Origin of the sequence: Dankookia rubra, assembly GCF_004355005.1 — a bacterium.
Lineage (GTDB): Bacteria > Pseudomonadota > Alphaproteobacteria > Acetobacterales > Acetobacteraceae > Paracraurococcus > Paracraurococcus ruber_A.
In genome coordinates this window covers 1-24,683 of sequence record NZ_SMSJ01000075.1, presented here as the reverse complement: position 1 = coordinate 24,683, position 24,683 = coordinate 1, and the positions used below count along the sequence as shown (strand labels likewise).

Below are 24,683 nucleotides of genomic sequence, written 5' to 3'. Positions count from 1 at the left end.
GGCCGGAAAGGGGCGGCCTACCCGCCGCGCCGTCGTCCCCTTACGAGCCCACCCAGACCAAGCAGCAGCCCGCTCCCGCCCAGCAGGCAGGCTTTTCAGCAGCCTGCTAGGCCTCGACGCGGCATGAGGCGTCATTTTTGGATTGTATTCGCAGTAATATCCAAGGTTGCTGGTGATCAGCAGGTATCGAGCGGCGGGCAACGTGGCAGAACGGATTGCGTTGCTGAAAGCCAATCCCGGCAGGTCCGCTTACGGCTTCTCTGACAGGGACACGACCCCGCACCTCTCGCGCGAATCGCTGAGCAAACGACAGGCAGGCATTCTGCATGCCTCATGACGCGGCCACGTACCGGCATTGCGCGACTTGATTACTAGGACGTGTGTCGCTGATTATGGACAACTCTCCTGGCCTGTCGCCAAGGACACATGACGGCAGCATTCGGGTGCCTGCTGCCATTGACCAGCCATACACGCAGGCGGCGCCGGACCTGCCAACCGTGACGGTATTCCTGCCGAACTTCGAGATGATCCCTGAGGGCGCAATTTATGGTCCTGCTGTACCACCAGAAGTATTAGTCCTACGGCTCTCCGTGGGCACGAAACAGGCACTGGCGAACCCGAGCTAATTCATGGCTTCGAGGAACCTGGAGCGGCAATCTGGCGGATCGTACCGAAACATATTGATGCCGGCAGGGCGCCAAAGAAGGCGCAGTTCGCGCAAGCGGTCCGCGCGAGTGGCTCGTAAAGGAATCAAGGCCCGAACCTTCGACCTAGCAGGTGTTCATCGTGAACGGCTTGCCAATGGGCCGAAGCTCGACTGCTTGAAATCAGGTCCGGCGCACGGCTCGGCTACGCGGCAGCCCCCTTCCGGGGCAGCCAAATCGCAAGCGTTTCTCGAGGGTGTACGGCGGCTGCATCGATCCCAATTCTGCGAGCCGGCAGGGCAAGCCGGCAGAGCGCGTGAGGATAGATTTATGCGGTTCATATGCGACGCTGCGGGCGGACAGACCTGGTTTCAGATAGAAACCGAAGCGGAAGCCGCCCAGGAATCCGAACTTATGCGGCACGCCGTCGAGAAGCATTTTCGCCGCGCGTACGAGACGGCGTCTCAGTCCTACAACCCTGTCGGGGTACCCTACATCGAACAGGAGATCCGGCGGGCGACCCATATTCAACGGGCGATGCCGATGTTCCTGACCCTGAGGGATGACGAAGGACGTCCGCTGGTCACTGCCATGCTCCCGCCGGCAAAGCAGACCGATTTGACATCCCGCCCCGTCATCGTTGGTCAGGTCAACAGCGATCCCTATCCCGAGCATGGCAATGCCATCGACGCCCTCGCCAGGCACTTCGGCATCAGGCTGGACAGGGCACGTTGCTTTCCCTACCACCAAGCCTGACGGTGAATATGCCATTTGTTGGCCGAGTGTCTCGACAGGCGCGTTTCGCAGGGACCGCGCATTTCGTTTTGCCGTTGCTCCGGCTGCGGCGCTAGAATCGCGCAGGCGCCCTGCAGCGCTAGGGAGAACGCCATGACCAATATCCCGACCGGGCGCAGGGCGCTGCTCGGCACTGCTGGCACTCTGCTCGTCGCACCGGTCCTGATGCGGCAGGCCGCGGCGCAGTCCGTGCCTTTCTCGGCCGGCACCGAGAAGCCGAAACTGCATGCCCCGCCCAACGCCACCGACTGTCACTTCCACATTTACAGCGACAAGTATCCGCCCGCACCCGGCGGCCTGCCGGCGCCAAACGCCTCGCCGACCGATTACCGAAAGCTGCAGGCGCGCATCGGCACCACGCGTGGCGTGATCGTGCAGCCCTCGCTCTATGGCACCAACAATGCGCCGACGCTTGAAGGCTTGCGTGAGCTCGGGCCGAATTTCCGCGCGGTCGCGGTGGTGAACGACAAGGTGGAGGATGCCGAGCTGAAGCGCCTGCATGAGGCGGGTGTGCGTGGCATCCGCTTCAACTTGGCACAGGCGGGGGCGACGACGCCTGAGATGATGGAGCCTTTGGCGCACCGCATCAAACCGATGGGCTGGCATATCCAGATCAACGCGCCTGCGGCGAAAATCGTCGAGTTGCGCGAGTTGTTCCAGCGCGTCGACGCCACCTTGGTCTTTGATCACTTAGCGCATGTGCCGCATCCGGAAGGCATGAACCACCCGCTTTTCGGCCAAATGAAGTCGCTGTTGGAGAAGGGCAGTACCTGGGTGAAGCTCTCGGGCGCCTATGCTGACACGAAGTCCGGCCCACCGGCCTATGCCGATAGTAGCGCGATAGCCAAGGCTTACGCACAGCTCCGCCCGGACCGCATGGTCTGGGGAAGCGATTGGCCACATCCGACCGAGAAGCCCGACAACAAGCCGGACGACGCCGTACTCTTCGACTTGCTGCAAACCTGGGTACCAGACGTCCATCGCCGCCACGAGGTGCTGGTCGACAACCCAGCGCGGCTCTACGACTTCCGGCGTACCTGACGCCTAAGCCCTGCCGCTCATTCCGGGAAAACGCCAAGGCGGTGGCCGCCCACCTCCCCTTCCGCAAGATCTGGTAGGCGGAACCTGAATGGCCGCTCGACGCCCGCCTTGGAACCAAACCGGGTAGGTTTTCGGCGAGTGAGCGGCGTCGCTCCGCAGCGGTCGAAGGATGTCTGACGCCGGTCAAGGCCGCCGATGTGGAGACCCCCGCCCCACCAGCCCCGGGGAAACATTTGTCATGACGGTGGTCGCTTTGAGCGCGGCCGGCGGTGAGCTGGTTGAAATCGCGCAGCGGGACCAAGGCTTCTCAGCCTCCGCCCATCGATGTTCAGTCCCGAAAAACGGGATGCGGCGACGGATTGCATTCTTTCTGCATCCTGGCGCAAGCTTTCGAACCGCCGAGGCGTGGCCGAACACGCCCAACCAAGGGGGAGAAACGTCATGGACGATACCGCAGCGCGTGACACCGGCCGGCGCGGCCTGCTGCAGGCGGCCGCGACCGTCCCCCTGCTCGGCGGCATCGGCATCGCACCTGCGGCACTTGCGGCGGAGATGGGGCGCTCCGCCAAGCCGCTGCGCGCCGCCTTCTCCAACGCCGGCCTGCAGGCCACTTGGTGCGCCCAGGGCAAGTCCGCGGCGGAGTACTGGGGCAAGCTATTCAACGTCGACGTTACCTGGTTCGACGGCGAGCTGAACGCCACCCGTCAGCGCGGCGCGATCGACAACATGGCGTCGCAGCGCTGGGACTTCGTCGCCATCCAGGCCTTCGGCATTGGCACCCTGGCGGCGCCCGTGCGGAAGATGATCGATGCCGGCATCCCGGTGATCGACCTGGACACACTGATCGCACCGCTGGACCAGCTCAATGTCCACAGCTTTCTGGCGCCGGACAACGAGTTCATGGGCGCCTCGGTGACGGAGGCGCTGATGCAGGCGATCCGCGGCGAGGGCACCATCATCATGACCCAGGGCGCGCTCGGCCATACCGGGGCGCAGGGCCGCGCGCGCGGCTTCGAATCCGTGGTGAAGCGCTACCCGAAGGTGGAGGTGCTGGACACCACGCCGGGCGACTGGGACGTGACCAAGGTGGCCCGCATCTGGGACACCCACCTGACCAAGTACCCGAAGATCAGCGCCGCTTACTTCCATAACGACGACATGGCGCTGGCGGCCTACAACGTCATGCGCGCCAAGGGCCGCACCGACATCAAGATCGGCGGGTGTGATGCCATGCCGCCGGCACTGCAGGCGGTGCTGGACGGGCGGATGCACGCGACGGTGCGCAATCCCTCCTGCCGGATCCATGGCGGCGCCATCATGGCCGGCGTCGCCGCCGTCGTGGCTGGCGAGAAGACCGGCGAGGGCGGCATTCCGAAGCACGTCATCACCGACGGCCCGGTGGTGACCAAGGACAATGCGCACGGCATGGCCTGGATGCAGAAGCAGTTCCTGATCTAGCCCCGGACATGCAGGCCGAGGGGCCGCCGCTGCTGGAATTGCGCGGCGTCACCAAGCGCTTCGCCGGTGTCACCGCCCTCTCTGACATCGACTTCACCCTCCGCACCGGGGAGCTGCACGGGCTGGTGGGGGAGAATGGCGCCGGCAAGAGCACGCTGATGAAGATCATCGCTGGCATGCATCCGGAATACGAGGGCGAGATGCGCCTGGCAGGCCGTCCCGTGCGCTTCCGCTCCCCGCGCGATGCGCGCGATGCCGGCATCGGCATGGTGCACCAGGAGCTCTCGATCGTGCCGGAGCTCTCGGTCGCGGAGAACGTGCTGCTCGGCGCCCAGCCAGTGAACCGGCTCGGTCTCGTCTCCTGGGGCGCGATGCAGCGGCAGGCGCGGGTACAGCTTGCCGCCCTCGGGATCGCAGTGGATCCGACGGTGCCGGCCGGATCCCTGCCGCTCGGCCTGCAGCAGATGGTCGAGCTGGCACGCGTGGTGCTCTCGGGCGTCCGAATCCTGATCCTCGACGAGCCGACCTCGGCGCTCTCGCCGCCCGAGGTAGAGCGGCTTTTTGCCCTGCTCGACCGCCTGCGCACGAGCGGAACCGGCGTGGTCTTCATCTCGCACTTCCTCGATGACATCCTGCGCGTCTCGGACACGGTCACGGTCTTCCGCAACGGCCGCCGGATCGCCACCGCGGCGGCGGCGAAGACCGGCAAGCCCTGGCTGATCGAGCACATGATCGGCGCCGGGCACGAGCGGCTGGAGGAGAGCTACACCGCGGAACTGGCCCTGCCGCCCCGCCCCGCCGCGCCGGCGGTGCTGGAGGCGTGCGGGCTCGGCGTCGCCGGGCTGTTCGACGATGTCTCTTTCCGCATTCATGCTGGCGAAGTTCTGGGACTCTACGGCTTCATGGGCTCCGGCCAGCTCGAGCTGGCGCGCGCGCTATCCGGCAAGCTGCCGCTCGAGCGCGGCACGGTGCGGGTGGACGGCACCCCGGCGCGGCTGCGCGGCGGCACGCCGGCGGCGAAGCGGGCCGGCATCGCCTTCGTGCCCGAAAGCCGCCGCGCCATGCTCTTCGCTCCGGAGCCGGTCACCCGCAACGTCACCATCGCCTTGCTGGAGCGCATCCACCGGATCCTGCTGCGCCCGGCGGCCGAGCGCCGCATCGCCGAGGCGCAGGTGCGCGAGCTCGGCATACGCCCGGCTCGGGTGGACCTGCCGGTCGGCGCGCTCTCGGGCGGCAACCAGCAGAAGGTCGCGCTGGCCCGCTGGCTCGCGCACCTGCCGCGCGTGCTGCTGCTGAGCGAGCCGACCCGCGGCATGGATGTCGGCGCCAAGGATGACGTGGTGCGGATCGTCCGCGGGTTGCAGGCGCAGGGGATCGCCATCCTCGTCACCTCGTCCGAGCCGGAGACGGTGCTCTCGCTCGCCGACCGGATCCTGGTGATGCGGCGCGGCCGGGTGGCCCGGGAATTCGCGGACGAACCGGTCGGCAAGGACCGGCTATTGGCCGCGGCATGAAGGATGGGGCGTGAAGGAGAGCGCATGTCGACGCCCGTGACCACTGTCATGCCGGACCGCGATCCGCTGTGGTCGCGGCTGCGCGCCCAGCTGCGCAATCTGGCGCCATTCGCCACGCTGATCGCGCTGGTGGCGCTGTTCAGCAGCCTCAGCCCGTCCTTCGCCACCTGGGGCAATCTGGCGAACATCCTGCAGCAGGTTTCCATCACCGCGATCATCGCGGTGGGACTGACCTTTGTCATCCTCTGCGCCGAGATCGACCTCAGCGTCGCCAGCGTGGCGAATGCCACCGGTATCCTGCTCGCCTTCCTCACGGTGCAGGACGCCAGCGTCAACATCGCCAACCTCCCCCTGCCTGGCGGCCTCTCTATCCCGCTGGCGCTCGCAGGATGCCTTATGCTGGGCGCGGTCACCGCCTTCGGCGTGACCCGCATCGGCATCCCCTCCTTCATCATGACGCTGGCGATGCTGCAGATCGGCAACGGCATCGGCGCCCTGCTGGTGCGCGGGCAGATCGCCTATACGGTGCCGGATCTGGTAACGACGCTCGGCAGCGGCTCCATCGGGCCGGTACCCTGGATCGTGGTGGTGGCCAGCACCGTGCTGCTGACCGGCCACCTCGTGCTGACCTACACCCGCTTCGGTCGCTACGTGTACATGGTCGGCGGCAATCGCGAGGCGGCCGAGCATTCCGGCGTCGGTGTCCGGGCCATCATCGGCGCGGCCATGCTGATTTCGGCGGCCTGCTCCGGCCTTGCCGGCATGCTGGGCGTCGCCTATTTCGGCAGCGCGCAGCAGAACCAGTTCGACAATTACCTGCTCGACGCGATCTCCGCCGTTGTGGTCGGCGGCACCAGCCTGTTCGGCGGCCAGGGCGGCATCGGCAACACCATCATCGGCCTGCTGGTGCTGGGCGTGCTGAACAACGGGCTCGATCATGTCCGCATGGACAGCTTCCTGAAGATCCTGATCCGCGGCCTCGTGCTGCTGCTCGCCCTGGTCATCAACGTCTATGCCCAGCGGCTGCGCAGCCATGCGCGCGCGGCGGGATGAGGCGGCCTACTCCGCGGCCGCCGCCTTCGCCCCGGCCGGGACCCCGGCCCGCGCCACCCGGCGCCGCGCCAGGGTCTGGTCGGCCAGAACGCCCAGCAGGATCACGCCGCCCATCACCGCGAAGTTGAGCGAGGAGGGAATGCCCAGGATGTTCACCAGGTTCTGCAGCACCTGCAGCAGCACCGTGCCGAGCACGATGCCGGGCACCGTGCCCTCCCCACCGCGCAAGGAGCAACCGCCCAGCACCGCCGCGGCGATCGCGTAGAGCTCGTAGAAATTGCCGAAGGAGGAGGGCGAGACCGAACTGGTGTAGAAGACCAGCAGGATGGTGGCGATGCCGGCCAGCAGCCCGCCCGCGACATAGGCGCCTGCCACCACCACGCCGGTGCGGATGCCGGCATAGCGCGTCGCTTCCTCGTTGCGGCCGACGGCGTATAGATAGCGACCGAAGACCGAGCGGTGCAGCACCACCCCGACCACCAGCGCCACGACCAGCAGCGCGAGGAAGCTGTGCGGCACGCCGAGGCTGCGGCCGCCGGCCAGCCAAGCGACCGTGTCGAGCCCCTCGGCGAAGCCAAGGCTGATGGTGGAATCGCCGGTGTAGTAGCGCGCCGCGCCCCGGTAGATCAGCAGCCCGCAGAGCGTGACGACAAAGGACTGCAGCCCGAGCCGCGCGACCAGCAGGCCATGCGCCAGCCCCATCAGCAGCCCGCCCGCCAGCACCACCAGCATGGCCAGCGGCCAGGCGACCTCGCGGTTGGCGATGAGGTCGAGGAACACCACGCCGAGCAGTGCCAGCATGGAACCCACCGCCAGGTCGATGCCGCCAGTGATGATGATCAGGCCCTGGCCGATCGAGAAGATGCCGAACAGGCCGATCAGGTTGGCCATGTTCATCAGGTTGACCGCCGAGAGAAATTGCGGGTTCAGCGCCGAGGTGACGCCGGCGATGACGACGATCAGCCCGAGCAGGCCGAGTTCCTTGCGCCCCATCACACCGCCTCCGCCGCGGCCTGGCCGGCCAGGCTCTCCTCCGGCCTTTGGCCGGTCGCCAGCCGCAGGATGGCGGCCTCGCTCATCGCGGCCCGGTCCAGGATGCCGGCGATCCGTCCCTCATGCATCACCGCGACGCGGTCGCTCACGCCGATCACCTCCTCCATGTCGCTGCTGATCATCAGCACGGCGACGCCGCGGTCGGCGAGGCCCCGCATCAGCGCGTAGATCTCGCCCTTGGCGCCGACATCGACGCCGCGCGTCGGCTCGTCCAGCAGGATCGCGCGCGGCCGCATGGCGAGCCAGCGCGCCAGCGCGACCTTCTGCTGGTTGCCGCCCGAGAGCGTGCCGACGCCGATGGTGACCGCGGGCGCGCGGATGCCGAGAGCGCGGCGCTGCGCCTCGGCGGTGCGCGCCTCCGCCGCCCCGTGCAGCAGCCCGGCGCGCGCGTGGCGCGGCAGGTCGGGCAGGGTCACGTTCTCCGCGATCGTCATGTCGAGCAGGATGCCCGAGCGCTTGCGGTCCTCCGGCACCAGGTAGATCCCCCGCGCGATCGCCTCGCGCGGGCTGCGCGGCGTGACCGATTCGCCATTCAGCCGGACCTCCCCGGCCAGCGCCGGCTCGATCCCGAACAGGGCGCGGGCGAGCGAGGTGCGGCCGGCGCCGACCAGCCCGGCGAGCCCGAGGATCTCGCCGGGCCGCACGGCGAGCTCCGCGGCGCGGTCTGGGAAGGCCTGCGTCACCAGCCCGGCTGCGGCCAGCCCGCCCGGCCGCAGCGGCGCGGCGGGCGGGACGTGCAGAGACTTCAGGTCGCGCCCGATCATCAGCCGGGTCATCGCCGCATGGGTGATCTCCTGCCGCGCCAGATCGCCGGCGACGCGGCCGTCCCGCAAACAGGTGACGCGGTCCGCACAGGCGGTGATCTCGCCGAGCCGGTGGGTGATGTAGATGATCCCCGTACCGGAGGCGCGCAGCGCGGCGACGGCAGCCAGCAACCGGTCGGTCTCGGACAGGGTCAGGCTGCTGGTCGGCTCGTCCAGGATGATGATGCGCGCCGCCATCGACAGGGCGCGGGCGATCTCGACCAGCTGGCGCTGGGCGATGGACAGCGCGGCGAGCGGCGCATCGGGGCCGAAATCGGCGCCGAGCCGCGCCAGCAGCGGCGCGGCGCGGGCGCGGCAGGCGGCGCGGTCCACCAGCCGCAACAGGCCACCTCGCACCGGCTCCCGCCCGATCAGGATGTTGGCGGCGACGTCGAGGTTGTCGAAGACCGAGAGTTCCTGGTGGACGAAGGCGATGCCCTGCGCCCCGGCCTCGGCGACGGTCAAATAGCGGTGGTCGCGCCCGTGCAGGCGAATGCGGCCAGCATCCGGCCGCACCACGCCGCCCAGCACCTTCATCAGCGTGCTCTTGCCCGCGCCGTTCTCGCCGACCAGGCCCAGCACCTCTCCCGGCGCGAGGTGCAGCGATACGTCGTCGAGGGCGAGGACGCCCGGATAGGCCTTGCGGATCTTCTCGAGCGCGAGCAGCGGCGTGCCCGGGCCATGTTCCACGGCGTGCCGGCCTCAGCTGCCTCGCAGGAGTTGCCGCATGTAGGACTGGAATTCGCCCACATTAGTCTTGTCGATGATCTTGGTATCCACGATGACCTGCTTGTTGCCGGGGATCCAGCCGCGGTCGTTGCTCAGCACCCGGACCAAGCCCTTCATGGACTGATAGCCGAACTCGTAGGGTTGCTGCACGACAGTCGAATGGATGGTGCCGTCGGCGACGCCGCGCAGCGTCAACGCATCCTCATCGAACCCGACCACCTTCACTTGGCCCTGCCGCCCGGCCTCTCGCACCGCTTGGTAGATCTGCGGCGTGTTGTAGGCCCAGAGGCCAACCATCATGCCAAGATTGCGCTCGCGCGCCAGCGCGTCCTCGGCATTGCGGCGGGCGCGTGCAAAGTCGCTCTCGTCGGTACGCACATCGGCAATCTCGATGTTGCCGCCCTGCAGCGCCTCGCGGATGCCTTGCACCCGCTCCCGCGCGTTGTCGGCATCCATGGTGCCGACGAAGAGCATGGCGCGGCCGCCACCGGGCATCGCCTGCTTCATCTGCTCGCCCGCCTTGCGCCCGGCGGCGACGTTATCGGTGCCGATATAGACCATACGGTTACTCGCCGGCGCGTCGCTGTCGGTGGTGAAGAGCACCGACTGCGCGGCGACGCGGTTCAGCACCTCGGTCTGGCTGGCCGGGTTGATGGCGGAGATGGCGATGCCCGCGACCTTGCGCGCCAGCAGCTCGTCCAGGATACGCCGCTGTTCCGCGGCGCTGGCCTGCGCGGGGATGATCATCTCCATATCGAATTCGGGATGTTCGCGGTTTGCCTTCTCGATCCCGCGCCGGGCGATGGTCCAGAAATCGGCGGAAACGTTGACCACGAAGGCGAGGCTTCGCTTCGGCTGCGCCCGCACGGCGGCGGGCGCGGCCAGGCCGAGCGCCATGCCGCCACCCACGAGGCTCGAGAAGTCGCGTCTTTTCATGCTGTCCTCCCCACCATGGCGGACGCCAAGGTGTCTTGCCGTTGCTCAACCGGAGCGGAGTCAGGGTTCAAAGGAACAGGGTAGAGGCTGTTGGGGATCAAGCGCCAGAGCAGTCTGACGCAGCGAGAAGTCCCTGGTTTCGGGAGGCTGCTGGCGCGCCACAGCGCGCACCCATCCTCACCTGCTGTTGCTTGATGCCGGTTGAGCCCGACCTTGTAACCTGTTTGACCATGGCTGGAGAGCTTTGCCGGAGTTGTAGGCTGGAAGGACATGGTGGAAGTCAGTGATCTCGACGGTGTCTTCCGCGGCCTTCTGGCCTTGTTCCAGGTTGCGGGTCAGGCGTCGGCAACGCTTGGCTTGGGTGCCGAGAGCCGGCTCGATGCGGCGGCGTCCCGAAGCGGGTGATCAGATGGCCCGTGACGAAGCTCGGTGCCTACATGGCCAGGACATGCCATTTCAGGCCGAGATTGACCGCGTCCTGCAGCAGGACGCAGAGCCGCATCTCCAGCAGTGCCGCCATCATGAGGGAGTTCATGATGGGGTAGAAGACGACGCCGCAGATCACCGCCGTGATGAAACGCGGCTTGCGCAGGACGACACAGATCGGGCTGCCGCCCGCCTTCTCCGCGAAAGTCGGCTCTGGCAGCCCGAGCCCGTCTAGGACCAGGGCGCAGCGAAGACGTGGGGCCGCCAATGATGCATGGTGTGGGTGACGAGTTGCGGCTCGATCATTCCGGGAAAGACTCCACCCACCATCACTGCGAAAGACGCGCGCGGCCGGCGGTCGGAGGGCACGCTGTTCGCCACGGCGAACCGGAAGGAGAGCACGACCGCCGCATAGACCGCGCCGAAGAAGGCCGCCACGTAGAAGAGTCAAAACCTGTCCATCAGCACGGCGACGGTCGAGAATAACCGGGTGAGCAAGTCACAGCCGGGCGGCCAGAAAAGCGGCGTGCCGGCCCCAGCCCCGCGCGATGGCACCGACCGGCAGGGCGCAGGCAACCATGCCGACGAAGAAGATGGAGGCCGGCAGCGTCATCAACGCCCTATGGGGCGTCAATTATGTTCCCGACCACTATACCGGCCGCGTAGACGAACGTGGCATTGTCTCTCGCCCGCACATGCGCGATGGCGGGCGGGCGACACTGCCGGACCCATGGCGCGCCAGCTCGACCGCCGGAAGGTGGTCCGGAGCGGCTGTGGCGCTGGACATTAGGGCGCTCCTCAGGCGGCGAGCTTTGAGCGCCAGGCGTCGTCACGCGGCGAGAAGCGGCGATGCAGGCGGCGGTCGAGCAGGTCGCGGGCCTTGGCTGCCTGGCCGCTCCGCATCAGGGCGACCAGCAGCATGGCCTCCACGATCTCGCGCTGGGCACGGCTGCCACCGATGCGCACGGCCTCGTCCGCCGGCGAATCCAGGAGGCGGGCGCATTTGTCAAAGTTCTCTTCTGCGAAAGCGAGGGCAGCGCGACAGACGGCGGGTACCACGGAGCCGGCGGTCAGGGTCCCGGCCTCCACGACGGCGGTGAGCGCGGCAGCGCACGCCTCCACCGCCGGGCGGTCGGCGGTCGCGGCGGCGAGCATGGCCTTGTGAACATTGGCGAAGGCGAAGCCGGCCTTCGGGAACAGCGGCTCGGCATAGGCCGCCGTCGCCTTCCAAAGCCCCGCCGGTACCGCATGGCCGTAGAGGTGCAGCCGCCACAGAAGGGAGACCGTATCGGAGACGATGTTGATCGGCAACCCGATGTTAGCGACCCGCAGTTGATTGGGACATTGCCGGTAATGTTGCGGTCCGCTAGGTCCGGGGCCGACCTGATGCTGTCGTCGCGGAGGATCTTCACCGGCCCGCCTCGGCGATGGCAGGCACCGACCAGCCCGGCGCTGCGCAGAAAGCGCTTGATGTGTTTGCAGCCGTGTCGCGCCCCAGGCGCGGCGTTCGGCATGCACCCGCGGCGCACCGCAGGTCTGGCACGAGGTGACGTGCGCTGTCCGGATCCGGCGCAGCGATGCCGCATCCGTGTCGGTGCGGGCTGATGGGACCGGTTTAGCTGTGCGTTGTAGCCGGCCCGCGAGACGCCAAGCAGGCGGGCCATCCGCGCAATCGGGAAGGTAGCCTGGTCCGCCTTCATGAACTCGAAGACTCGGACGGGATCGTCCCAGTTTCTTGGGCAAGCCAAACCGCGGCTCGAGATTGAATGATGCGCTCCTGTCGCAATTGCTTGTTTCACGTCACACCCGGGCGAGTTCCGCGCGCTCCACCGCGTTCAGCGCAGCCCCGACACGGTCGGGTTCCGCCTCACACCGGCCTTGCTGCAGGTCAGCAGTGGCGACCCAGTTCCGAATGGTCTGGGCGGAGGGTTCGAACTCGCGGGCAAACCGATTGCCACGGCATGCTCGCGCGACGGTTGCACCGCAGACAGGACGGTGCCTACGGGGAGCCTGGACATCACCCTGGCATTCTGCTGGCCCCATCTGCGCCGGCAGTGCATCGAACGGGCCACGGCCAAGGCCGCGCCGACCGCAGCCGAAACGCTGAAGAGAATTGTCTCCATCTCCGCGATAGAGGCGGAGGTGCGCGGCAAGCCGCCAGTCCTCCACCGCGCCACTCGCTGCGAGAGGAGCCGCTTCATCGCCGAAAACCTGTTTGCCTGGCGCTCGGCGAAGTTCGCGTGCTTACCTGGCAGCAGTTCGACCACCGAGGCGATCCGCTATGCGCTGAACCACCAAGCTGGTTTGATTCGGCTCTGCGAGTACGGCAGTATAGAGTTCGATACCAATGCCGTTGAGCGCGCCGTCCACCCGATCTGCCGCAACCGGAAGAATGCGCTATTCGCCTCCGGTGACGATGACGGGGCACGATGAGCAGCCGCGGCCTCGCCGGTGGAGACGTGCAAGCTGAACAACGTCGACCTGCAGCGATATTTCGAAGGCGCCTTGAGCCGCCTCGTCAACGGGCGGCCGGACAGCCGCATCGACGAGCTCTTGCCAGGGCACTGAGCCAACGGTGAACAGCGCACCGTCAAGCGTAAGCAGGATAGGTCCTTGGGCCTCGCCTACTGTTCACAGGCAACCCAGGTCAGCTCGAAATATGCTCAAGTCGTGCTAAAGGCGATAGAGTCCCACAGCATTGTCACGGAAGATGAGGTGTTTCTCCGCCTCATTCAGCGGGCAGGGGAAAGCATAGCGCGGGTCGTCGAAATCCCAGTGCGGATAGTCGGTGGCGAACACGACCTTGTCCCAACCAATCCAGTCGATAATGCGGCGCAGGTGTGCCGGATTCTCCGGCTCCTCCATCGGCTGGGTTGATACCCAGAGGTTCTGCCGCATGTACTCAGAGGGCTTGCGGGGCAAATGCGGCACCTCGCTGCGCATCTTGTCGAAATGCGCGTCGAGGCGCCAGGCGAGCGTCGGGAGCCAGGCGAAGCCGCCCTCGATCATGATGATCTTCAACGTAGGGAAACGCTCGAAAACGCCCTCCAGGATCATGCTCGTCACCTGGCATTGCATGGAGTGGATCAGCCCGTGATGGTCCTCGATGTAGAAGGACGGCCAGCCTGACGCGCTCGGCGCATGCCCGGCTTCGCCACCGATATGCATCCCGATCGGCAGGTCGTGTGCGATCGCTGCCTCGAAAATCGGCCAGTAGCGCTGCCGGCCGAGCGGCTCCGTGCTGCGGGAGGTAAGCTGGATCTGAGCGAAGCGTCTGTCGGATACGCGCTTCTCGATCTCAGCAACAGCGGCACTCGCGTCCTCGAAGGGAATCAGGATCGAAGCGCGCAGCCGCGATTCCCTTGCCGCGAACACTTCGATTTGCCAGTCGTTGATGGCGCTGCAGAGTGCCGTGGCCAGTCCTGCATTGCGCACGAGGTTGGAGGGCATCAGCGGCTCGAGGATGCCGAGCTCGATGTCGTAAAGGTCGAGCAGTTGTTCGCGCATGAAGTCGAGGTCAGAGCCGGGTGGGCCGCCGTTGGGCGGCCAGGAGTCCCGCCGCGATAGCATGGGTTGGAAACGCGGATAAGTGTTGCGCTTGCTATAGGGACCGCGGGCGAGCTTGCCGTATTCGCGGATGTGCTGGCGCCAGCGCGACGACAGAAACGGATCAAGGTCGCTCTCCGATCGCAGCGTCGGATGGATATCGCTGTCGATGATGCGCAGCTTCGACGGTTGCGACACAGGCGAGGTGCGTTCGAGGATTTCGCTCATGCGACAGTCTCCTTCAGGCGCGGATAGGCACTCATCGGGTTGTCAAACATAGCTTTCCTGAGCAGATCGGGCGGGAAGCCGATCGGTACTGCATCCGTCGCGTCGAACTGCCAATGCGGATAGTCGGTCGCAAAGAGTAGCATGTCGTCGCTCCCGATCATGTCGCACATCTCGGCAACCACCTGAGGATCCGGCGGGGCGTCGAAGGGCTGCATCGTCAGGCGAACGTGATCGCGAATGATGTCGGGCGGCGGCCGGTCGACCCAAGGCACCTCGGCGCGCACGCCGCGCCAGGTCTTACGGTGCCGCCAGAGAAAGCCCGGCAGCCAGGTTACGCCGCTTTCCAGCAAAACGATCCGCAATTCGGGAAACCGGACGAAAATGCCCTCGGTGACCAACGACAGCAACTGGTCCTCGAAAACCTGCGATTGGCTGACATAGTCGTGCAGGTAGTGCGACGGCCATCCGTTCGAGGTCGGTGCGTACCGGAACATCGACCCCGCGTGAATCCCGACCGGCAGGCCATGCTTCACCGCAGTCTGCCAGATCGGCCAGTAGTAGCTCTTGCCATAGAGCAGCTCGGCCGCGGCGGGCAGCAGGATCTGAACGAATCTATGGTCGCCTGCCAGCCGTTCGATCTCCTCGACCGCCAAATGCGGCGCCTGCGCGGGCACGACGATGGATGCGCGAAGGCGTGGATCGCGCGACAGCCATTGGTCGCGCATCCAATCGTTGATGGCCGAGCAGATCGCGGCTCCCATGCTCTCGCTGACCGCCACCGCACCGCCGTACAGGGGATTGCAGATGGCAAAGCGGGTGCCGAAGGCGTCCAGTGCCTGGGACTGCAACAGTGTGAAGTCGGTCCCCGGCTTGCCCTGCGTTGGCCGCCAGTCGTCACGACAGGTGATCGGTGCTGCGGTGGGGTAACTCGCCAAATCGAAATCATCGGCGCCCCGGCTGACGAAGGCGTCCTGCCAATGGTCGTTCATGTAGGGCAGCAGGGTCCTGATGCCCGGTACGCCCGGATGGATGTCGCAATCGATCGCACCCGCGGTGATCGCGTTCATCGGCCGACCCCCGCGCGGCGAAGCGTCCGGCGCCAGTCTGCCGCGACCTCGTCTAGCGCCTGCTGTGCCGTCCTCTCGCCAATCAGACACTGCGAGATCGCCGGGCGAAGCGTCAGCTCCAGGCTGTCGAAGACTGGATGTGACGGGGTTGGGACGCCGGTCTCGATCGCCTTGGCGGCGACCGGCGACCAACCGTACTTTGCCGCCATGTCCGAGTCACGCAGCACGGAGCCACGCGGCGGCGCATTCCCTCGCTCCATGGAGCGGCGTTGCCAGCGCTGGCTGCAGGCCATGCGGATGAACTCGATCGACCAATCGGGGTTCTTCGCGTAACGCGGCACCGACAGGAAATGCCCGTCGATCCAGGTACGGCTCTGTTCGATGTCTGTATGGCCGGGCACGATCGCCCAGGCCCAATTGCCAGCGGTCTTCGAGACGGTGGGGTCGTTGATCAGCGAGCCATAGGGGGCGAAGGTCTGGGCCATGGCATAACGGTCGCGTTGACCGCCGCCGATGATCTCGTCGTATTCCCAGGTCGTCGCCTCCGGCACAACTACCTTGTGCTTCGCCATCATCTCGGCATAGAAGCGCAGCGCCTCCACCGCCTTCGTCTGGTTGATGAAGACCTCACCCGTCTTGAAATCGACCAGTTGCCCGCCTGCGGAGTACAGCCAGGATGCGAAGCTGGTATAGGTGCCAGAGCCCTGCTTGCCCATAATACCGACGGCGTATCGGTCTGGCGGCCCGTTGACCTTCTGCGCGACTTCGAGGAACTCGGCAAAGGTCTGCGGCGGCTGGCTGACGCCGGCCCGCTCGAAAATCGGCCTTTGGTAGTGCAGGATGCCGGTGGTGATGCGGTAAGGGATGCCGATCAACCGGCCATCATAGGCTGCGGCCTTCTTGGTGCCGGCCAGGAAGTCGTCCCAGTTGAATTGCGGGTCGCGTTGCTGGATCTTCGCCAGAACCTCCTCGTGGTCCACCAGATGCGGCGCCATCCAGCCCCCCATCTGCGGCGACCATTGCGCGATGTCGACGCCGGTAGAGCGCGCACCCATCTCCGCCTTCAGCCGGGTGCGCCAGGCATCCGTCGGCAACAGGGTGAACTCAATCCGGATTCCGGTCTCCTTCTCGAAGGCCGGGGCGACCTCCTCGACCAGGGCGCGTTTCCAGCCGCCCTGGTTGTCGCCGATATAAACCAGCTTCTCGGGCTTCCCCTGGGCCCGGAGCCGCGGCGTCGCCAGCAGGCTGGTCGCCAGGGTGCCGGACAGTGCGGCGCGGCGGGACATGCGGATCATGGATGGCCTCCCCTTGTCGTTGTCTCAGCCCTTCACGGCACCGGAGGACAGCCCGGCCACCAGGTGCCGCTGCGCGGCGAAGGAGAACAGCAGCACCGGCAGGATCACCAACACGCCAGAGGCCGTCATCGGCCCCCAATCGACGCCGCTGTCGCCACCGGTGAAGCCGGCCATCAGCACCGGCAAGGTCTGCGTTGCGTTGTTGGTCAGCACCGCCGCGAACAGGAAATCGTTCCAGGCGAGTTGCAGGCACAGGATTGCCGAAGCCACCATGCCGGGTCGCGCCAGGGGCAGCACCACGCGCCAGAAGGCGACATAGCGCGTCGCGCCGTCGATCCAGGCGCTCTCCTCCAACTCGATCGGCAGATCTTCGAAGAAGCCACGCATGATCCAGACGACCAGCGGCAGGCTGAAGGTGGTGTAGGCCAGCACCACCGACAGGTGAGTCGTGGTCAGACCGATGGCGCTGAAAAGTACATACATCGGCACCAGCACCGCGATCGGCGGCAGCATGCGCATCACGAGCAGCGAGAAGAACAGGAAATTCCGCCCGCGAAAGGCGAAGCGCGCGAAGGCATAGGCTGCCGGCACCCCGACGCCGAGCGAAAGCAGCACTGCACTGGTCGAGACAATCAGCGTATTCAGGAAGGCTTTCAGGAAGTCCTTCTGCCAGAGCACGGCGGCGTAGTTCTCGAGGGTTGGCCACCACATGAACAGCGGTTCCGGCGCCAGCAGTTGCACCCTTGTCTTCAGCGAGAGGCCCAGGATCCATAGCAGCGGAAACAAGAAGATGCAGACCAGCGCCGTCAGGGCGGCGTAGATCGCCAGGGTTTCCAGCCGCTTGGCGCGGCGCGATCCGACGACGGTCGCCATCAGCGTCCCTCCCGCCGGCGTAGCGCCCAGATGAAGGCCAGGCACATCAGCATGGACATCAGCAGCATCAGCCAGGACGCCGCCGCGCCGAGCGCAAAGTCGAAGCGGACGAAGCTGGTCAGGTAGGTGAACATTGACAGCACCATGGTGGCATTCGCCGGGCCGCCGCCGGTCATGGCGTAGATGTTGTCGAAAGCGCGGAACTCGAAGATCGTGCGCAGCAGCAGGGCGACGAGGATGTATGGCTGCAACAGCGGAAGGGTGACATGGCGGAACATCTGCCAGCGGCTGGCACCGTCGATCGCCGCGGCCTCGCGCGGCTCGCTCGGCAGCGACCGCAGTCCGGCAAGCAGGATCAGCGCGACATAGGGCATGCTCTGCCAGACATTGACGATCCAGACGGAGAACAGCGCCGTGCCCGGCCTTCCCAGCCAGGGAATGCGCGCGCCGATCCAATAGTTGATGACCCCGTAGTTCGGATCGAGCATCAACTTCCAGCAGAGCGCACCGACGATCGGCGTAACCATCATCGGCAGCACCAGCGCGGTGCGGAAGACCCGCATGTATGGCAGCTCAGCGTTCAGCAGCAGCGCGATGCCGAGCCCGCCCGCGAGCTGCGCCACGACGGCGGCGGCGGTGAAGCCGAAGGTAACGGACAGGCTTGCCAGGAATACCGGGTCGGATAGCAGGTCCTCGTAATTCTCGAAGCCGAGGAAGGTGCCGCTGAACAGGTCACGGCCCTGCGCCCAGCCGGTGAAGGAGAGATAGAGCGAAAACAGCAGCGGCAGGCCGAAAACCGCCAGCATCAGCACGAAGGTCGGCAGGAGCGTTGCCGGCACGAAATTCCGATCCGACAAACGCGCGCGCGGCGGCGCTGTGGCCCTTGCCGCGGTGCCAAGTGCAAGGCTGGCCTCGCTCATACGTTCCTCCTGCTGGCGCACCGTTGCTCGGCGGCACCTTGCGCCTCCGCGCTCGGCGCATTGCGCCGCGCGAGAGGATCGGTCTCTCCCGGATTGCTGGGTCCGACGCCGTGCTCCGGGCCCGTCAGCCGGCTGCGCTGCCAGGGCTCCCGCCCGGCTCGCACGGGACGAACCCTGCGCGATGCGCCGGTTGGCCAGCTTGCGGAACCCGACCTCTTTCCTCCCTCTGATGCCTGCTCAGACCTCGACCACGACATAGTCCTGCTCTACCGACACCGCGACCGTCTCAGCGAGGTAGGGTCCCTTCACCAAACTCGCGCCGTTCGCAACTTCAACTGGATACTTCCGCGTCCTGATTCTGGAGGGTTCGCACCAGGACTGCCCGGTGCGGATGTCGAACTCCCAGCCATGCCAGGGACAACGGATGATTTCGCCCTTGCGGCTGATCCGGTACCGTCCGGGACCGTCGGCGGTGATCAGCCCCGTTACGTCACCCTCGCACAGACCAGCGCCCTGGTGCGGGCAGCGGTTGATCAGCGCGTAGAATTCACCTTCGAGGTTGAACACCGCGATCGGTCGACCACGGACAGTGACCAGGCGGCGACTACCGGGCGGCAGCTCGGACACGGCTGCCACGACATGTTTCCCCATTGGGCGGTATTCCCGTTCGGCGGGCTCGATTAGTAAGCAGCCTAAGTATGCACGCCGATACCGCGCAACGGTTTTCTCATGCTGCGGCGCAGTGCGCACCACGAGGCATCCATGATCGGGTTGATCCGGGCGGTGGCCGCCGGTGGCCTGTCACAGCGCATTGCTGGTTGCCATAAGTCGAGGTGATGCGGCGCCGGTACGCCGTGTCGGCGCGCACGCCCCCGGGCCCCGCTGCCGGTCATGGATCATGATGCGGCAGGAGTCGCAGTCATTGGCTGGACCGGCGTGATCGGCAACCTTGCCGGTCGTCGTGCTCGTGAGCACGTGCAGCCCGACGTCAAAGGGTGCGCAGCATGGCCGCGACGGTATTGGCGAGTTGGCCCAGCGTGGCGCTCATGGCCGCGACGATATCCGTGATGGCCGTCGAGCGCGCCGGTACCTCCAGACGCACGGCCCGGGTCTGTCCGACACGTCGATTTCCCGGCCGACGCACTGCGATCTGTGCCAGCAGCGTCACCCGCCCCTCCGCATCGGCATCGAAGCGCTGCACGTCGATCTCCACTACGGCGTCCCCATCGGCCGAGAGTCCGCCCGCCTCGGTGAAGACGGTGCTGCCCGGCAGGCGCTGCGTCAGGGTCTCGGCCAGCACACGGCCTAGCATGTCGCCCAGCGGTTCCGCCCAGCGCGCGCCACCCGAGAGGTCGACACGATAGGGACCGGCAGCACGGACGATCTCCGGCCGGTCCAGGTAGCCAGCCAAGCCGGGGCGACGCAGTTCCACCGTCTTCGGCCCGCCCGGGCGCGCCTCGCCCGGCAGCGCAGCCAGGGTGAAAAGGGCCGGGTCGGGCGAGCGCGCGCAGGCACCAAGCGGGGCCAGCAGAAGGGCACGGCGCGGCCAGCTCATCTCGCGGCCTCGCCGGCGCGGCCGCGCAGCAACGCCTCCGGATGGCGGTTCAGGTAGTCGGCCAGCAGCCGTATCGAACGCGCCGCATCGTCAAACTGCTCGAGTGTTCGCTGCGCCTGTCGACGGACGGCAGAATCTCCACCATAGCCGCGCTCGGTCGAGGCGATCAGCCCATTGGCGCGACCGAGCGCATCGTTCAGTCGCTGCACCGTGGCCGGCAGCTCACGCAGGACAGGGCCAATCCCGGCATTGGCTTGCTTCACCAGGGCCTGTGCCTCCTCCATCGTGCCGGAAACCGTGCGCAACGCTTGGCCGAGATCCTCTGCGATCCGGTCCAGTGGCAGAGCGTTCACCTTGTCGGCGATGCCGCTCAGCGTGCTGGTCAGGTCGTCGAGGCCGCCGCCCTGGGTCGGCAGCACCATCGTATCCCCCTCCTGGCCCACCTCCGCCGGCGGGGCGCCGGGGATGATATCGAGGGCAACGAGAAGCTGGCCGGTAATCAGGCTGGCGCTGCGGAGCTGGGCGCGCAGGCCGGCCTCGACCAGCCGGCGCGTAACCTCGGTCACGTCGCGCGGCGCCAGTGTATGCGCGCCCATGATGCGCTCGGGCTGCACCTCCAGCCGCACCCGCACCCGCGGCCGCTCGCCTTGATCAATGCCCGGCGTCAACCCGACCTCGGTGACATTGCCGATCTGGATCCCGAGCATCTCGACCGGCGCGCCCGGGGCCAGACCGCGAGCCGAGCGGTCGAAGTAGGCAACCACCGGGATTCGCCGCCGGTAGCCGGCAGCACGCGCTTCATCTTCCGTCGCGTGCAGCGGGAATATGGCATCGGCGGGGGCGGGCCCTGTCTCCCCCTCGGTCGTCGCCGCAAAGGCGATCCCGCCCGACAGCACGGCCTGGATCGATTCCAGTTCGACCCGCACGCCCTCGGCGCCCACACGCACCGAGACGCCCGAAGCGTTCCAGAAGCGTGTTCCTGCACCGATCAGGCGGTCATAAGGGGCGCGGATAAAGGCATTGAGCGCGACCGGTCCGCGGCCGCCCTCCGTCAAGTCGAAGCCCAGCACCTCGCCGACCGCAATGTCGCGGTAGAAGACCGGCGAGCCGGTGCCCAGGGAGCCGACCCGGTTGGCGGTCAGCCGCACGGTCCGCCCCGGCTCGCCGGAGCGGATGCTCGGCGGCTCCTCCAGCCCGATGAACTGCCGCTGCCCCTTGCCGCCGCCCGTGCCGGGATCGAGTTCGATATAGGCTCCCGAGACCAGCGTCTCGAGCCCGGAGATGCCGCGCGCCGCGACGCGCGGGCGCACCACCCAGAAGCGCGCATGGTCGGTCAGGAAGGGTTCGGCCTCGCGCGCCATGCGCAGCCGGACGATGACATGGTCGAGCTTGTCGGAGAGCTGCACCGCCTCCACGGTGCCGAGGTCGACGGCCTTGTGCCGCACCTTGGTCTGGCCGGCGGAGAGCCCGTCGCCGGTCTGGAAGGTCAGGATGATCTCCGGCCCGCGCGCGGACAGCGTGCGCCACGCCAGCCAGCCGGCGACCAATGCTGCCACCAGCGGCACCAGCCAGATCAGCGACCAGCGGCCACGCGGCGTGAGCCGCGCCTCTGGCAAAAGGGGCTCCACGTCGCTCATGCCGTGTCCCGCCGTTCCGCCGCGTCCCAGATCAGTCGTGCATCGAACCCCTCGGCCGCGAGCATGGTGAGCACGACGACGGCGGCGAAGGCGGGGGCGCCGAGGCCTGGGGCGATGCTGGCGATCAGCCCCGCCTGTACCAGAGCGACCAGCGTCGCCAGCATGAAGACATCGATCATGGACCAGCGCCCGACCGCATTCACCAGGCGGTGCAGCCGCGTCAGATCGCGCAGCCGCCGGCTCGCGCCGCGCCGTGCGGCCACCAGCAGCACGCCGAGGCCGAGGAGCTTCAGCACTGGCACCAGGATGCTGGCGCAGAAGACCAGCAGGGCGAGTGGCCAGAGCCCGGCACCGACCAAGTCTTCCGCGCCGCCCAGGATGGTGTGCGGCGTCTCTCGGCCAAGCGTGGTGATGATCATGACCGGATAGGCATTTGCCGGCAGGTAGAGAATGGTCGCCGCGATGATCAGCGCCCAGCCCCGCGCCACACTGCCCGGCCGGCGCAGACGTAGCTGCGCAGCGCAGCGGGGGCATGAGGCGCCGTCCGCGGCCTGACTGACCAGCCCGCATCCGTCGCAGGCGATGACGTTCGGTCCTTGCAGCGGCGTGTCGCCGGACGTCGCGCCCCGCTGCTCCAGGGCCGCCCAGACCGCGTGCTCATCCTGTGCTGCATCGGTTGCCACCATGACCAGCATGAGGCCGCCGAGTGCCCAGAGGGCCGGTCCCACATCCACGTCGGCCAGCGCAGTCAATCGCGTATAGGCGACGAAGACGCCGAGCAGGAAAACCTCGACCATCGCCCAGGGCCGCAACTTCGCCTGCCAGCGATAGAGGCGGTAAAGCCGGCGTGGCGGGCGGCGCAGCCGCAGGCCGGCCAGCACCGCGGCGAGCATCGCAATGCGCAGCAGCGGCAGCAGCAGGACCGTCGTGGCTGTCACCGCGGTGAGCTCCCAATGGTCGAAACGATCGAAGCCGCCGGGCAGGCCGAGGAGCGTGGAACTGGTTTCCCGCCCGCGGAGGTCGATGCTGAGCAGCGGCAGGCTGACGGCCGCGAGGTATAGGCAGAGCGCCGCGAGCGCGAGCGCAAGCGGTCTGCCCAGGGGATCCAATTGGTGCCGGTGCAGCACGGCATCGCAACGTCGGCAAGCCACAGTCGTGCCGGCCACCAAATGTCCGGGCACCCGCTGCAGCAGGCCGCAGTCGGGGCAGCCGGCGAGGTTTGCGAGGCCAAGGGAAGGCTTAGCGGATGATGACATTGCATCCGTAACATGCGAGTGCCTGCTACGTTGCTGCGGCCGGTACCATTTGTCCGGGCCGCTTGGTCCCGTGGAGCGGCTGGGGATTGACCTTCCCCCCCTCTGCATGACCAAGGCGAGAGGCAATCCCCGACCGGCTTACCCCACGCTGCTTTTCATGTTCGACCGATATCTCCGGATAGGTTTTCCGGCAACGATTTCATTATGAAAGATTAACGGGATCGCCGGATGTTCGGCCCAATATGCTGATCGTCCGCGCCGGCAGCGGTGGCCAAGTCCGCCCAGTTCTCGCGGCAGCATTGTCGTCCGCGCGACCTGCCAGGCCGGCACGTGGTGGACCGCCGTCGTTAAGTTCGCTTTGCTGGAGATCGGCCGAAGCATCCAGCCGGACCTGCGCAGCGGCCGTCACCAGAGCCGGGCGCCTCGACGGTCGACCATGCATCTCCACTTCGACGACGGAAAGCAGCGCCAATCGCTCGATCATCTCGCGCGCGGTCCGGCTGCCGGTGAGCGGCGCCCGGCCTTGGCGTGCCGGGCCAGGTCGCACCGCTCGGCCGGGCCGCGGCAATGGCGCTTCAGGCGCCAACCAAGTGCCTTTGTCCAGCCACCCGATCGCGCATCGCGCCGGCCAAATCACTCCAGCCGCAGGCCGATCCGCTGGACGACCTCGCGATAGAATTCGAACTGCTGATCGAGAAAAGCCCGGGTCATGGCGGGGCTGCTGTCCAGCTCCGGCACGGTGCCCGTCGCTTCCAGCCTGCTGCGCACCGCGGGATCGGCGATCGCCCGGCTGGCCGCGCGGCCGATGGCCTCGACGATCTCGGGTGGCATGCCGGCCGGACCTGCGAGCACCGTCCAGCTGGCCATCTCGTAGCCCGGCACGCCGGCCTCGGCGATGGTAGGCACATCCGGGAAATTCGGGTCGCGCTTCGCCGTGCTGACGGCGAGCAGGCGAAGTGAGCCGTCGCGGATCTGCCCGATGTTGGAGCCGATTGTGTCGATGGCGAAGATGCATTCGCCCTTCATGATGGCCTCCGCCGTCTGCGAGCCGCCGCGGTACGGGACATGCACCACTTCGACGCCTGCGGACCTGGTGAAGTGCTCGCTGGCGAGGTGGGCGACGCCGCCAACCCCAGAACTGGCGAAGGCAAGCTTGCCGGGGTTCGCGCGCAGTCGATCAAGCAAGGCCGCTACCGTATCGATTCCACTGTCGCGCGACACCAGCAGGCCCATGGTGCTGATGCCGAAGAAGGCGAGCGGCGTGAAATCCCGGGTCGGATGATAGCGGGCGGCCGAGGCGCCGGCAGCCGGCGCGACCGCCAGGGTAGAGGCCGATCCGACCAGGAGCGTATAGCCGTCCGGCTTGGCGCGGCGAACGGTGTCGGCCCCAAGCGCACTGCCGGCCCCGGGCCTGTTGTCCACCACGGCCCGGCTGCCCTCGGCGAGCAACGGCCCGAGTTTGTCGGCCAGGAGGCGCCCGGCGAGATCGGTCGCACCGCCGGCCGCGAAGGGCACGACAATGGTGATGACCCGATCCGGATATGCGGCCAGGGCCGGCCGCGCTGCGGCCCCGAGAACACCTCCTGCGAGGAGACCCCTGGTCAGGCGACGGCGATTGATCATGGTCGTTTCCTTTTCTGTCGTGATACCAGCATGCAGAGACGGCGACGCTCCGCCTATCCCCCAACTGTGTCGCTCAGTGCAGCCGTTCGTCAGATGAACCGCAGCCGACCTAGCCCGTCGTATTCACCGGGTTGGAGCGTAGGGCGTCCTGGCAGGCTGACTTGAGCGTTCGGCACGCGGCTGCATCCGCTTGCGGCGGGGTGGTTGGGCCTGACGGGCGGCGTTGGAGGT

At 67.1% G+C, this 24,683-nt stretch carries 24 protein-coding genes; 8 read left to right on the top strand and 16 right to left on the bottom strand.

Annotation, left to right across the window (positions count from 1 at the left end):
• Positions 1 to 974 precede the first annotated feature (974 nt).
• From E2C06_RS28540 to E2C06_RS28520, 5 genes are all read left to right on the top strand, one after another.
• A complete protein-coding gene (locus E2C06_RS28540; RefSeq protein WP_133291982.1) occupies positions 975 to 1,400 on the top strand; it encodes a hypothetical protein in 426 nt (141 codons plus the stop codon).
• A gap of 132 nt (positions 1,401 to 1,532) precedes the next feature.
• Positions 1,533 to 2,480 (top strand): amidohydrolase family protein, encoded by a 948-nt coding sequence (locus E2C06_RS28535; protein ID WP_241671513.1) that lies wholly within the window; start codon positions 1,533 to 1,535, stop codon positions 2,478 to 2,480.
• Between the two features lie 441 nt (positions 2,481 to 2,921).
• On the top strand, positions 2,922 to 3,938 hold the full coding sequence (locus E2C06_RS28530; RefSeq protein ID WP_133291981.1) for a sugar ABC transporter substrate-binding protein: 1,017 nt from the start codon (positions 2,922 to 2,924) through the stop codon (positions 3,936 to 3,938).
• An 8-nt stretch (positions 3,939 to 3,946) separates the two neighbouring features.
• Positions 3,947 to 5,452 (top strand): sugar ABC transporter ATP-binding protein, encoded by a 1,506-nt coding sequence (locus E2C06_RS28525; protein WP_133291980.1) that lies wholly within the window; start codon positions 3,947 to 3,949, stop codon positions 5,450 to 5,452.
• Positions 5,453 to 5,476: 24 nt separating this feature from the next.
• Positions 5,477 to 6,505 carry an ABC transporter permease gene (locus E2C06_RS28520; protein WP_133291979.1) on the top strand — a complete coding sequence of 343 codons (1,029 nt, stop codon included), beginning with the start codon at positions 5,477 to 5,479 and terminating at the stop codon, positions 6,503 to 6,505.
• 6 nt (positions 6,506 to 6,511) lie between these two features.
• Here the strand turns inward: E2C06_RS28520 and E2C06_RS28515 are convergent, their stop codons facing one another.
• The 3 genes from E2C06_RS28515 to E2C06_RS28505 are packed head-to-tail and all read right to left on the bottom strand — an operon-like array spanning position 6,512 to position 10,026.
• Complete coding sequence (locus E2C06_RS28515) at positions 6,512 to 7,498, bottom strand: ABC transporter permease (protein WP_133291978.1); 987 nt, start codon at positions 7,496 to 7,498, stop codon at positions 6,512 to 6,514.
• Positions 7,498 to 9,051 carry a sugar ABC transporter ATP-binding protein gene (locus E2C06_RS28510; protein ID WP_133291977.1) on the bottom strand — a complete coding sequence of 518 codons (1,554 nt, stop codon included), beginning with the start codon at positions 9,049 to 9,051 and terminating at the stop codon, positions 7,498 to 7,500. Before E2C06_RS28510 ends, E2C06_RS28515 begins: the two co-directional genes overlap by 1 nt.
• 12 nt (positions 9,052 to 9,063) lie before the next feature.
• A complete protein-coding gene (locus E2C06_RS28505; RefSeq protein WP_133291976.1) occupies positions 9,064 to 10,026 on the bottom strand; it encodes a sugar-binding protein in 963 nt (320 codons plus the stop codon).
• Between the two features lie 270 nt (positions 10,027 to 10,296).
• Between E2C06_RS28505 and E2C06_RS40455 the strand changes: the two genes are divergently transcribed.
• Entirely contained in the window at positions 10,297 to 10,431 is a 135-nt protein-coding gene (locus E2C06_RS40455; protein WP_277751885.1) for a hypothetical protein, read from the top strand.
• A gap of 28 nt (positions 10,432 to 10,459) precedes the next feature.
• On the opposite strand, the gene E2C06_RS28500 is transcribed toward E2C06_RS40455, so the two are convergent.
• From E2C06_RS28500 to E2C06_RS28495, 3 genes are all read right to left on the bottom strand, one after another.
• Positions 10,460 to 10,720: a hypothetical protein gene (locus tag E2C06_RS28500; RefSeq protein ID WP_133291975.1), complete on the bottom strand. Its 261-nt coding sequence runs from the start codon at positions 10,718 to 10,720 to the stop codon at positions 10,460 to 10,462.
• 231 nt (positions 10,721 to 10,951) lie between these two features.
• On the bottom strand, positions 10,952 to 11,086 hold the full coding sequence (locus E2C06_RS40450) for a hypothetical protein (RefSeq protein ID WP_277751884.1): 135 nt from the start codon (positions 11,084 to 11,086) through the stop codon (positions 10,952 to 10,954).
• 164 nt (positions 11,087 to 11,250) lie between these two features.
• A complete protein-coding gene (locus tag E2C06_RS28495) occupies positions 11,251 to 11,763 on the bottom strand; it encodes a hypothetical protein (RefSeq protein ID WP_133291974.1) in 513 nt (170 codons plus the stop codon).
• Positions 11,764 to 12,330: 567 nt separating this feature from the next.
• Between E2C06_RS28495 and E2C06_RS28490 the strand changes: the two genes are divergently transcribed.
• Together E2C06_RS28490 and E2C06_RS28485 are read left to right on the top strand one after the other, a co-directional pair.
• The gene (locus E2C06_RS28490) at positions 12,331 to 12,885 is read left to right on the top strand and encodes an IS66 family transposase (RefSeq protein WP_165982723.1); all 555 of its coding nucleotides are present in this window, start codon (positions 12,331 to 12,333) and stop codon (positions 12,883 to 12,885) included.
• A gap of 18 nt (positions 12,886 to 12,903) precedes the next feature.
• Positions 12,904 to 13,020, top strand: coding sequence for a transposase domain-containing protein (locus tag E2C06_RS28485; RefSeq protein WP_133291972.1), 117 nt, complete (start codon positions 12,904 to 12,906; stop codon positions 13,018 to 13,020).
• Positions 13,021 to 13,125: 105 nt separating this feature from the next.
• Here the strand turns inward: E2C06_RS28485 and E2C06_RS28480 are convergent, their stop codons facing one another.
• From E2C06_RS28480 to E2C06_RS28435, 10 genes are all read right to left on the bottom strand, one after another.
• The gene (locus E2C06_RS28480) at positions 13,126 to 14,226 is read right to left on the bottom strand and encodes an amidohydrolase family protein (RefSeq protein ID WP_133291971.1); all 1,101 of its coding nucleotides are present in this window, start codon (positions 14,224 to 14,226) and stop codon (positions 13,126 to 13,128) included.
• Complete coding sequence (locus tag E2C06_RS28475) at positions 14,223 to 15,293, bottom strand: amidohydrolase family protein (protein ID WP_206664727.1); 1,071 nt, start codon at positions 15,291 to 15,293, stop codon at positions 14,223 to 14,225. The genes E2C06_RS28480 and E2C06_RS28475 overlap by 4 nt, the downstream gene beginning before the upstream one ends.
• Entirely contained in the window at positions 15,290 to 16,588 is a 1,299-nt protein-coding gene (locus E2C06_RS28470) for an extracellular solute-binding protein (RefSeq protein WP_133291970.1), read from the bottom strand. Before E2C06_RS28470 ends, E2C06_RS28475 begins: the two co-directional genes overlap by 4 nt.
• Before the next feature lie 24 nt (positions 16,589 to 16,612).
• Positions 16,613 to 17,461, bottom strand: coding sequence for a carbohydrate ABC transporter permease (locus tag E2C06_RS28465; RefSeq protein WP_133291969.1), 849 nt, complete (start codon positions 17,459 to 17,461; stop codon positions 16,613 to 16,615).
• Complete coding sequence (locus tag E2C06_RS28460) at positions 17,461 to 18,300, bottom strand: carbohydrate ABC transporter permease (RefSeq protein WP_165982722.1); 840 nt, start codon at positions 18,298 to 18,300, stop codon at positions 17,461 to 17,463. The genes E2C06_RS28465 and E2C06_RS28460 overlap by 1 nt, the downstream gene beginning before the upstream one ends.
• Before the next feature lie 318 nt (positions 18,301 to 18,618).
• Positions 18,619 to 19,017 carry a Rieske (2Fe-2S) protein gene (locus tag E2C06_RS28455; RefSeq protein WP_241671512.1) on the bottom strand — a complete coding sequence of 133 codons (399 nt, stop codon included), beginning with the start codon at positions 19,015 to 19,017 and terminating at the stop codon, positions 18,619 to 18,621.
• 352 nt (positions 19,018 to 19,369) lie between these two features.
• Positions 19,370 to 19,936, bottom strand: a complete 567-nt coding sequence (locus tag E2C06_RS28450; RefSeq protein ID WP_133291966.1) for a PqiC family protein — start codon at positions 19,934 to 19,936, stop codon at positions 19,370 to 19,372.
• Positions 19,933 to 21,573: a PqiB family protein gene (locus tag E2C06_RS28445; RefSeq protein ID WP_133291965.1), complete on the bottom strand. Its 1,641-nt coding sequence runs from the start codon at positions 21,571 to 21,573 to the stop codon at positions 19,933 to 19,935. Before E2C06_RS28445 ends, E2C06_RS28450 begins: the two co-directional genes overlap by 4 nt.
• Positions 21,570 to 22,682, bottom strand: a complete 1,113-nt coding sequence (locus tag E2C06_RS28440) for a paraquat-inducible protein A (RefSeq protein WP_165982721.1) — start codon at positions 22,680 to 22,682, stop codon at positions 21,570 to 21,572. Before E2C06_RS28440 ends, E2C06_RS28445 begins: the two co-directional genes overlap by 4 nt.
• A 780-nt stretch (positions 22,683 to 23,462) precedes the next feature.
• Positions 23,463 to 24,344 carry a Bug family tripartite tricarboxylate transporter substrate binding protein gene (locus E2C06_RS28435; RefSeq protein ID WP_241671511.1) on the bottom strand — a complete coding sequence of 294 codons (882 nt, stop codon included), beginning with the start codon at positions 24,342 to 24,344 and terminating at the stop codon, positions 23,463 to 23,465.
• Between the last annotated feature and the right edge of the window lie 339 nt (positions 24,345 to 24,683).

Excerpts from the sequence above, each read along its gene's own strand:
- E2C06_RS28470 (WP_133291970.1), bottom strand. The coding sequence starts at position 16,588 with ATGATCCGCATGTCCCGCCGCGCCGCACTGTCCGGCACCCTGGCGACC.
- E2C06_RS40455 (WP_277751885.1), top strand. The coding sequence starts at position 10,297 with ATGGTGGAAGTCAGTGATCTCGACGGTGTCTTCCGCGGCCTTCTGGCC.
- E2C06_RS28450 (WP_133291966.1), bottom strand. The coding sequence starts at position 19,936 with ATGAGCTGGCCGCGCCGTGCCCTTCTGCTGGCCCCGCTTGGTGCCTGC.
- E2C06_RS28520 (WP_133291979.1), top strand. The coding sequence starts at position 5,477 with ATGTCGACGCCCGTGACCACTGTCATGCCGGACCGCGATCCGCTGTGG.
- E2C06_RS28475 (WP_206664727.1), bottom strand. The coding sequence starts at position 15,293 with ATGAACGCGATCACCGCGGGTGCGATCGATTGCGACATCCATCCGGGC.
- E2C06_RS28445 (WP_133291965.1), bottom strand. The coding sequence starts at position 21,573 with ATGAGCGACGTGGAGCCCCTTTTGCCAGAGGCGCGGCTCACGCCGCGT.
- E2C06_RS28530 (WP_133291981.1), top strand. The coding sequence starts at position 2,922 with ATGGACGATACCGCAGCGCGTGACACCGGCCGGCGCGGCCTGCTGCAG.
- E2C06_RS28505 (WP_133291976.1), bottom strand. The coding sequence starts at position 10,026 with ATGAAAAGACGCGACTTCTCGAGCCTCGTGGGTGGCGGCATGGCGCTC.
- E2C06_RS28540 (WP_133291982.1), top strand. The coding sequence starts at position 975 with ATGCGGTTCATATGCGACGCTGCGGGCGGACAGACCTGGTTTCAGATA.
- E2C06_RS28480 (WP_133291971.1), bottom strand. The coding sequence starts at position 14,226 with ATGAGCGAAATCCTCGAACGCACCTCGCCTGTGTCGCAACCGTCGAAG.
- E2C06_RS28525 (WP_133291980.1), top strand. The coding sequence starts at position 3,947 with ATGCAGGCCGAGGGGCCGCCGCTGCTGGAATTGCGCGGCGTCACCAAG.
- E2C06_RS28465 (WP_133291969.1), bottom strand. The coding sequence starts at position 17,461 with ATGGCGACCGTCGTCGGATCGCGCCGCGCCAAGCGGCTGGAAACCCTG.
- E2C06_RS28535 (WP_241671513.1), top strand. The coding sequence starts at position 1,533 with ATGACCAATATCCCGACCGGGCGCAGGGCGCTGCTCGGCACTGCTGGC.
- E2C06_RS28515 (WP_133291978.1), bottom strand. The coding sequence starts at position 7,498 with ATGGGGCGCAAGGAACTCGGCCTGCTCGGGCTGATCGTCGTCATCGCC.